The sequence below is a fragment of the Mycobacterium sp. genome (assembly GCF_019247615.1).
Lineage (GTDB): Bacteria > Actinomycetota > Actinomycetes > Mycobacteriales > Mycobacteriaceae > Mycobacterium.
In genome coordinates this window covers 1-6,661 of sequence record NZ_JAFBAT010000026.1, presented here as the reverse complement: position 1 = coordinate 6,661, position 6,661 = coordinate 1, and the positions used below count along the sequence as shown (strand labels likewise).

The window sequence follows — 6,661 nt, the reverse complement described above, 5'->3', positions numbered from 1 at the left end:
CCACCAGATCGTCGATCTGGCCGACCGGCGGAAAGACCGGTTCGAAATTTTTCGCGAAATCCGCCCGGTCGCTGCGGAACCGTCGTAGTGTTCCTGATGCAGCGAACTGCTCACGTGTGACGAAGTGGTGACATGGCGAGCCACGCGGGCGCTATTGCGTGTCGCGGCGGGGGTCCGGTTGAAGGTGTACGGGAGGGTCAACGGTTATGAGCTTTTTGACGATGCCGCCAGAGATCAATTCGGCGCGGATGTTTGCCGGTGCGGGTTCGGCACCGATGTTGGATGCGGCGGCGGCCTGGGAGGCGTTGGCCTCCGAGTTGGGTTCGGCGGCGTCCTCATTTAGCACGGTGACTTCGGGGTTGACCGGTCAATCGTGGCAGGGTGCTGCAGCGCAGGCGATGACCGCCGCCGCGGCTCCGTACACCGGGTGGCTTAGCGAGGCGGCGGCGCAGGCGTCCGGTGCCGCCGGACAGGCCCGTGCGGTGGCAAGCGCGTTTGAGGCGGCCCAGGCGGCCACGGTGCAGCCGGCGTTCATTGCGCTCAACCGGAATTCGTTCGTGCGGGCGGTGATGACGAACTGGTTCGGGCTCAACGCCCCGGCGATCGCCGCATACGAGGGTGAGTACGAGGAGATGTGGGCCCGGGACGTGGCCGCGATGGTCGGCTACCACGGTGGGGCATCGGCGGCGGCCGCAGGGTTGACGTCGATGCAGAGTCTGCAACAGACGTTGCGGGGCCTGCCCGGGTTGGCGGGTCAGGCCGCCGCCGGCATGACCAGCGCCGCGCCAGGCTTGAGCCTGCCGGGCCTGAGCCTGCCGGGCACGGGTGTGGGTCTGCCGGGCCTGAGCCTGCCGGGCACGGGCCTAAGCCTGCTCGGCCTGAACCTGGGTCTGCCGGGCCTGAGCCTGCCGGGCACGAACCTGGGGCTGCCGGGCCTGAGCCTGCCAGGCCTGAACCTGGCTCTGCCGAACATCAGCCTTCCGGGCCTGGCCCTGCCGGGCCTCCTGGGCCTGCCGGGCCTGAATCTGCCGGGCCTTAGCCTCGGGAGCCTCCTGACTCTGCCGGGCACCCTGTCCGGGACCCCCTTCAATTCGGGCCTGCTCAACTACCTGCCGAACTTCGGCTTGGGTAACCGCGGCGCCTTCAACTTTGGCAACGGAAACACCGGCTTCTTTAACTTCGGGTCCGGAAATATCGGCATCAACAATGTCGGCTTGGGCAACAGCGGCATTTTCCCCGGCGGGATTCCGCTGGCTGGCTGGAACTGGGGCGGCGGAAACCTCGGCATCACCAACTACGGCTTCGGAAACCAGGGCCTGTACAACTGGGGCCTCGGAAACAGCGGCACCAACAACTACGGTGGCGGCAATACCGGTATCGGCAACTTCGGCTTCGGCAACACCGGTATCGGCAACATCGGGATCGGGCTGACCGGCAACGGTCAGACCGGCGTCAACTTCGCCAACCTGCTCAACTCGGGCACCAACAACTTTGGGGCCTTCAACTCGGGTTCCAACAACGTCGGGTTCTTCAACTCGGGTTCGGGCAACATGGGCATCGGCAACTCGGGCGTCAACACCGCATTCCCGGGCCAGACCAACAATATGGGCTTCGGCAACGCCGGCATCGCCAACTTCGGCCTCTTCAACTCGGGCGCGTTCGACACGGGCGTGGGCAACTCGGGTTTGCCCGTGACCTCGTTGTTGACAACACCCGGCGCGAACACACCCTTGGGCGGCCTGCTGGGCGGGTTTAACACCGGCTTCGGGAACTCGGGCAGCTTCGACACCGGCTTTGGGAACGGCGGCAACTTCAATACCGGCTTTGGGAACGCGGGTAACACCAACACCGGCATGGGGAACACCGGCAATACCAATACGGGATTCTTTAACGCCGCCAATCTGAACACCGGGTTCTTCGGCGGCCAGGCACCGTTCCTCGGCAGCGGCAACCCCGGCGTCGTTAGCTCGGGCTTCAACAACATCGGTGTCGGGACCTCCGGCTTTGGAAACAACGGCGATACGGTGTCCGGCTTCGACAACGTGTTCACCGGCGGATCGATGGCCAACGGCTTTGGCTCGGGTTTCTTCAACACAATCAACGGCGGTCACAACTTTGACGGCTTTACCTCGGGCATCGCTAACCAAGGCGCCACCGGCCCCGTTCCGTTCCTGGGCACGCCGTCCGGCTTGATCAGCGGCCTCATGTCGGGCGCTAACAACACGGCCACCCTGCTCTCGGGCTTTTCTAACCTTGGGCCGCGATAAGACGCTCCGATAAGGCCTCGGTGACCGGTCAGCTCACGGGTGCTGGCTGGACACCGAGATCACCTCTCCGGTGAGGTAGCTGGAGTAGTCGCTGGCCAAGAACGCGATGGTGGCCGCCACCTCCCAGGGCTCGGCGGCGCGGCCGAACGCCTCACCCGCGGCCAGCCGGTCCAGCAGCTCGGTCGACGTCGTCTTGTCCAGAAACTTGTGACGCGCGATGCTGGGGGAGACGGCGTTGATCCGCACCCCGTATTCGACGGCTTCCCTTGCGCTGCAACGGGTCAACGCCATCACACCGGCCTTGGCCGCGGCGTAGTGCGCCTGCGAGTGCTGGGCGCGCCAGCCCAGGATGCTGGCGTTGTTGACGATCACCCCGCCGTGCGACGCGTCGCGGAAGTACCGCAGCGCCGCCCGGGTGGCCCGGAACACCGACGTCAGCGTCACGTCCAGGACGCGGTCCCACTCGTCGTCGGTCATGTCGACCACCGGCGTCTGGCCCCCCAGCCCGGCGTTGTTGACCAGCACGTCGATGCGCCCCATGCGGGCGGTCGTCGAGTCGATCAGCGCGTCGACCTGAGCGGTGGAGGTCACGTCGCACAGCACCTTCTCGACCCGGCCCAGCCCGAGCGCGACCAGCTCGTCGCCGGTCTCCCCGAGCCGGCGCTCGTGATGGTCGGAGATGACCACGTCGGCGCCCTCGACCAGGGCCCGACGCGCGGTGGCCGACCCGATGCCGGTGCCGGCGGCGGCGGTGACGACCACTACCTTGCGCTCCAGCAGTCCATGTCCCGCAACCTCTTTCGGCACTTCGGACAGGCTCATCGCTTCACCTCTCGAGGTAGGCCGAGGACGCGCTCGGCGATAATGTTGCGCTGGATCTCGTTGGATCCGCCGTAGATGGTGTCGGCGCGGGTGAACAGGAACAGCCGCTGCCATTCGTCCAATTCGCCGTCGGTCAGGGTCAGCCCGGGCTTGCCGATGACGTCCATCGCCAGCTCACCCAGATCGCGATGCCAGTTGGCCCACAACAACTTCGACACGTTGTCCTGGCCCGGTCGCTCGACATCCATGGTGGCCAGGGCATAGCTGCGCATGGCCCGCAGGCCGGTCCACGCCCGCGTCAGCCGCTCCCGGATGAACGGGTCGTCCGCTGCGCCGTTGCGCCGCGCGAGCTCGGCCAGCCTGGAAAGCTCACGGGCATAGACGATCTGCTGGCCCAGCGTCGAGACGCCGCGTTCGAAGGTCAGCGTTCCCATCGCAACCCGCCAGCCGTCGCCGGGCGCGCCGACCACCAGGTCGGCGTCGGTGCGCGCGTCGTCGAAGAAGAGCTCGTTGAACTCCGAGGTGCCGGTGATCTGCTTGATCGGCCGAACTTCGACGCCAGGCTGGTCCAGTGGCACCAGCAGGTACGACAGTCCGGCATGCCGCTTGGAGCCCCGTTCGGTGCGCGCGATCACGAAGCACCACTGCGACAGGTGGGCCAGCGACGTCCAGACCTTCTGGCCGTTGATCACCCACTGGTCGCCGTCGAGTTCGGCGGTGGTCGACACGTTCGCCAGGTCGCTGCCGGCACCTGGCTCGGAATATCCCTGACACCACAACTCGGTGACGTCGAGGATGCGTGGCAGAAAACGCCGCTGCTGCTCGGGGCTTCCGAACGCGATCAGGGTCGGCCCGAGCAGCTCCTCCCCGAAGTGGTTGACCTTCACCGGCGCGTCCGCGCGGGCGTACTCCTCGTAGAACGCCACCCGATGAGCGGTCGAAAGGCCCCGCCCGCCGTGCTCGACCGGCCAGCCCAGGCAGGTCAGTCCGGCGGCGGCCAGGTGCTGGTTCCACGCCCGGCGTTCCTCGAACGCCTCGTGCTCGCGTCCCGGGCCGCCGAGCCCCTTGAGCGCCGCGAATTCACCGTTCAGATTGTCGGCGAGCCATTGGCGTACTTCCGCCCGGAACTCCTCGACGTCCTCCATGCCCTGTAGGCTAACCGACCAAGCACTTGCTTTGGTGACCCGGGCGACGATGCGCGCCGCGAAGCGGCGGGTGGAGGAGCCGGGTAATCGGACCGTGAGCCTGTCCTCGAGGAGCATCGATGGCCGACGATCCCCGCACCGTGCCGGCAGCGCTGGATCGCTTGGCACGCCGGCTTCCCGACCAGGAGGTCTTGACCACCGATGAGCGGTCCTTCACGTCCGCCGCCCTGCGCGACGAGGTTCACCGGGCGGCGGCCGCGCTCATCGCCCTCGGCGTCCAGGCCGGCGACCGGGTGGCCATCTGGTCGCCGAACACCTGGCACTGGGTGGTCGCCTGCCTCGCGATCCACCACGCCGGCGCCGCGATGGTGCCGCTGAACACCCGCTACACCGCCGAGGAGGCCGGCGACATCCTGGCCCGCACCCGTGCTCCGGTGTTGTTCGCGATGGGTCGATTCCTCGGCGCCGACCGCGTCGCTGGGTTGGACCGCGGCGCCCTGCCCGCGTTGCGGCACATCGTGCGGGTGCCGATCGAGGCGCCGGACGGGACCTGGGACGAGTTCATGTCCGCCGCTTGCGACACCGAGGCCGTCGCCGCGCGGGCGTCCGCCGTCCACCCCGACGACGTCAGCGACATCCTGTTCACTTCCGGCACCACCGGCCGCAGCAAAGGGGTGCTCTGCGCGCACCGACAATCCCTGTCGGCCTCGGCGTCGTGGGCTGCCAACGGGAAGATCACCAGTGACGACCGCTACCTGTGCATCAATCCGTTCTTCCACAACTTCGGCTACAAGGCCGGGATCCTGGCCTGCCTGCAGACCGGCGCGACGCTGATCCCACACCTGACCTTCGACCCACTGAGGGCTCTGCAGGCGATCCAGCATCACCGCATTACCGTCTTACCGGGGCCGCCCACCATCTACCAGAGCCTGCTCGATCACCCGGCGCGCCACGACTACGACCTGAGCTCGCTGCGGTTCGCGGTGACCGGGGCGGCCACCGTGCCGGTCGTGCTGGTTGAACGCATGCAGTCCGAACTGGACATCGACATCGTGCTGACGGCGTACGGGCTGACCGAAGCCAACGGCATGGGGACCATGTGCCGGCCCGACGACGACGCGGTCACCGTCGCCACCACGTGCGGGCGCCCGTTCGCCGACTTTGAATTGCGCATCGGCGCCGGCTCATCACCGGGTTCCACCGAGGGTGAGGTGCTGTTGCGTGGACCGAACGTGATGCTGGGCTACCTCGACGATCCAGAGGCCACCGCCGCGGCCATCGACACCGACGGCTGGCTGCACACCGGCGACATCGGCACCGTGGACGAGGCCGGCAACCTGCGCATCACCGACCGGCTCAAGGACATGTACATCTGTGGCGGATTCAACGTCTACCCCGCCGAGGTCGAGCAGGTGCTGGCGCGGATCGAGGGGGTGCTCGACGTGGCGGTGATCGGGGTTCCCGACGAGCGGCTGGGCGAGGTGGGCCGGGCGTTCCTGGTGGCCCGGCCCGGTTCCGAGCTCGACGAGGAATCATTGATCACTTACAGCCGTAAGCATTTGGCGAATTTCAAGGTGCCGCGGTCGGTACGGTTTGTCGACGCGTTGCCGCGCAACGCGGGCGGCAAGGTGCTCAAACGACAACTTCGGGAGCTGGGCTGAGTTGGACCTGAAACTGGACGAAGAAACAACCGCCTTCCGGGCCGAGGTGCGGGACTTCTTGGCGGCCAATGCCGAGTCGATTCCCACCAAGTCCTACGACAACGCCGAAGGCTTTGCGCAGCACCGGCGGTGGGACAGGGTGCTGTTCGACGCCGGTCTGTCGGTGATCACCTGGCCGAAGAAGTACGGCGGCCGCGATGCCCCGCTGCTGCATTGGGTGGTGTTCGAGGAGGAGTACTTTGGCGCGGGTGCCCCGGGCCGCGCCAGCGCCAACGGCACCTCGATGCTGGCCCCGACGCTGTTCGCGCACGGCACCGCGGAGCAGCTGGACCGCATCCTGCCGAAAATGGCCAGCGGCGAACAGATTTGGGCGCAGGCCTGGTCGGAGCCAGAATCCGGCAGCGACCTGGCGTCGCTGCGGTCCACCGCGACCAAGACCGACGGCGGCTGGCTGCTCAACGGGCAAAAGATCTGGAGCTCGCGGGCGCCGTTCGCCGAAATGGGATTCGGGTTGTTCCGGTCCGACCCCGCGGCCGAGCGGCACAACGGCCTGACGTACCTCATGTTCGAGCTGAAGGCCCAGGGCGTCACCGTGCGGCCCATCACCCAGCTCGGCGGTGACACCGGCTTCGGTGAGATCTTCCTCGACGACGTCTTCGTTCCCGATCGGGATGTCATCGGCACCCCTAACGAGGGGTGGCGCGCGGCGATGAGCACGTCGAGCAACGAGCGCGGGATGTCGCTGCGCAGCCCGGCTCGCTTCCTT

The 6,661-nt window shown here is 67.2% G+C and carries 5 protein-coding genes; 3 read left to right on the top strand and 2 right to left on the bottom strand.

Annotated features, from left to right (window positions below; genetic code table 11):
• Positions 1-206 precede the first annotated feature (206 nt).
• Complete coding sequence (locus tag JO059_RS01700) at positions 207-2,267, top strand: PPE family protein (RefSeq protein WP_293314258.1); 2,061 nt, start codon at positions 207-209, stop codon at positions 2,265-2,267.
• Between the two features lie 33 nt (positions 2,268-2,300).
• On the opposite strand, the gene ipdF is transcribed toward JO059_RS01700, so the two are convergent.
• Entirely contained in the window at positions 2,301-3,089 is a 789-nt protein-coding gene (gene ipdF, locus JO059_RS01695) for a (5R,7aS)-5-hydroxy-7a-methyl-1-oxo-2,3,5,6,7,7a-hexahydro-1H-indene-carboxyl-CoA reductase (protein ID WP_293314256.1), read from the bottom strand.
• Entirely contained in the window at positions 3,086-4,234 is a 1,149-nt protein-coding gene (gene ipdE1 / locus JO059_RS01690; RefSeq protein WP_293314255.1) for an acyl-CoA dehydrogenase IpdE1, read from the bottom strand. The genes ipdF and ipdE1 overlap by 4 nt, the downstream gene beginning before the upstream one ends.
• Positions 4,235-4,353: 119 nt before the next feature.
• Here ipdE1 and fadD3 point away from each other — a divergent pair, with 119 nt between their 5' ends.
• Both fadD3 and JO059_RS01680 read left to right on the top strand, forming a co-directional pair.
• Entirely contained in the window at positions 4,354-5,895 is a 1,542-nt protein-coding gene (fadD3, locus tag JO059_RS01685) for a 3-((3aS,4S,7aS)-7a-methyl-1,5-dioxo-octahydro-1H-inden-4-yl)propanoate--CoA ligase FadD3 (RefSeq protein ID WP_293314253.1), read from the top strand.
• A 1-nt stretch (position 5,896) separates the two neighbouring features.
• Positions 5,897-6,661, top strand: a 765-nt coding sequence (locus JO059_RS01680; RefSeq protein WP_293314252.1) for an acyl-CoA dehydrogenase family protein, incomplete at its 3' end; no start/stop codon positions are given.

Bases quoted from the DNA above. Each gene is read 5' to 3' on its own strand.
- JO059_RS01700 (WP_293314258.1), top strand. From the start codon at position 207: ATGAGCTTTTTGACGATGCCGCCAGAGATCAATTCGGCGCGGATGTTT.
- ipdF (WP_293314256.1), bottom strand. From the start codon at position 3,089: ATGAGCCTGTCCGAAGTGCCGAAAGAGGTTGCGGGACATGGACTGCTG.
- ipdE1 (WP_293314255.1), bottom strand. From the start codon at position 4,234: ATGGAGGACGTCGAGGAGTTCCGGGCGGAAGTACGCCAATGGCTCGCC.
- fadD3 (WP_293314253.1), top strand. From the start codon at position 4,354: ATGGCCGACGATCCCCGCACCGTGCCGGCAGCGCTGGATCGCTTGGCA.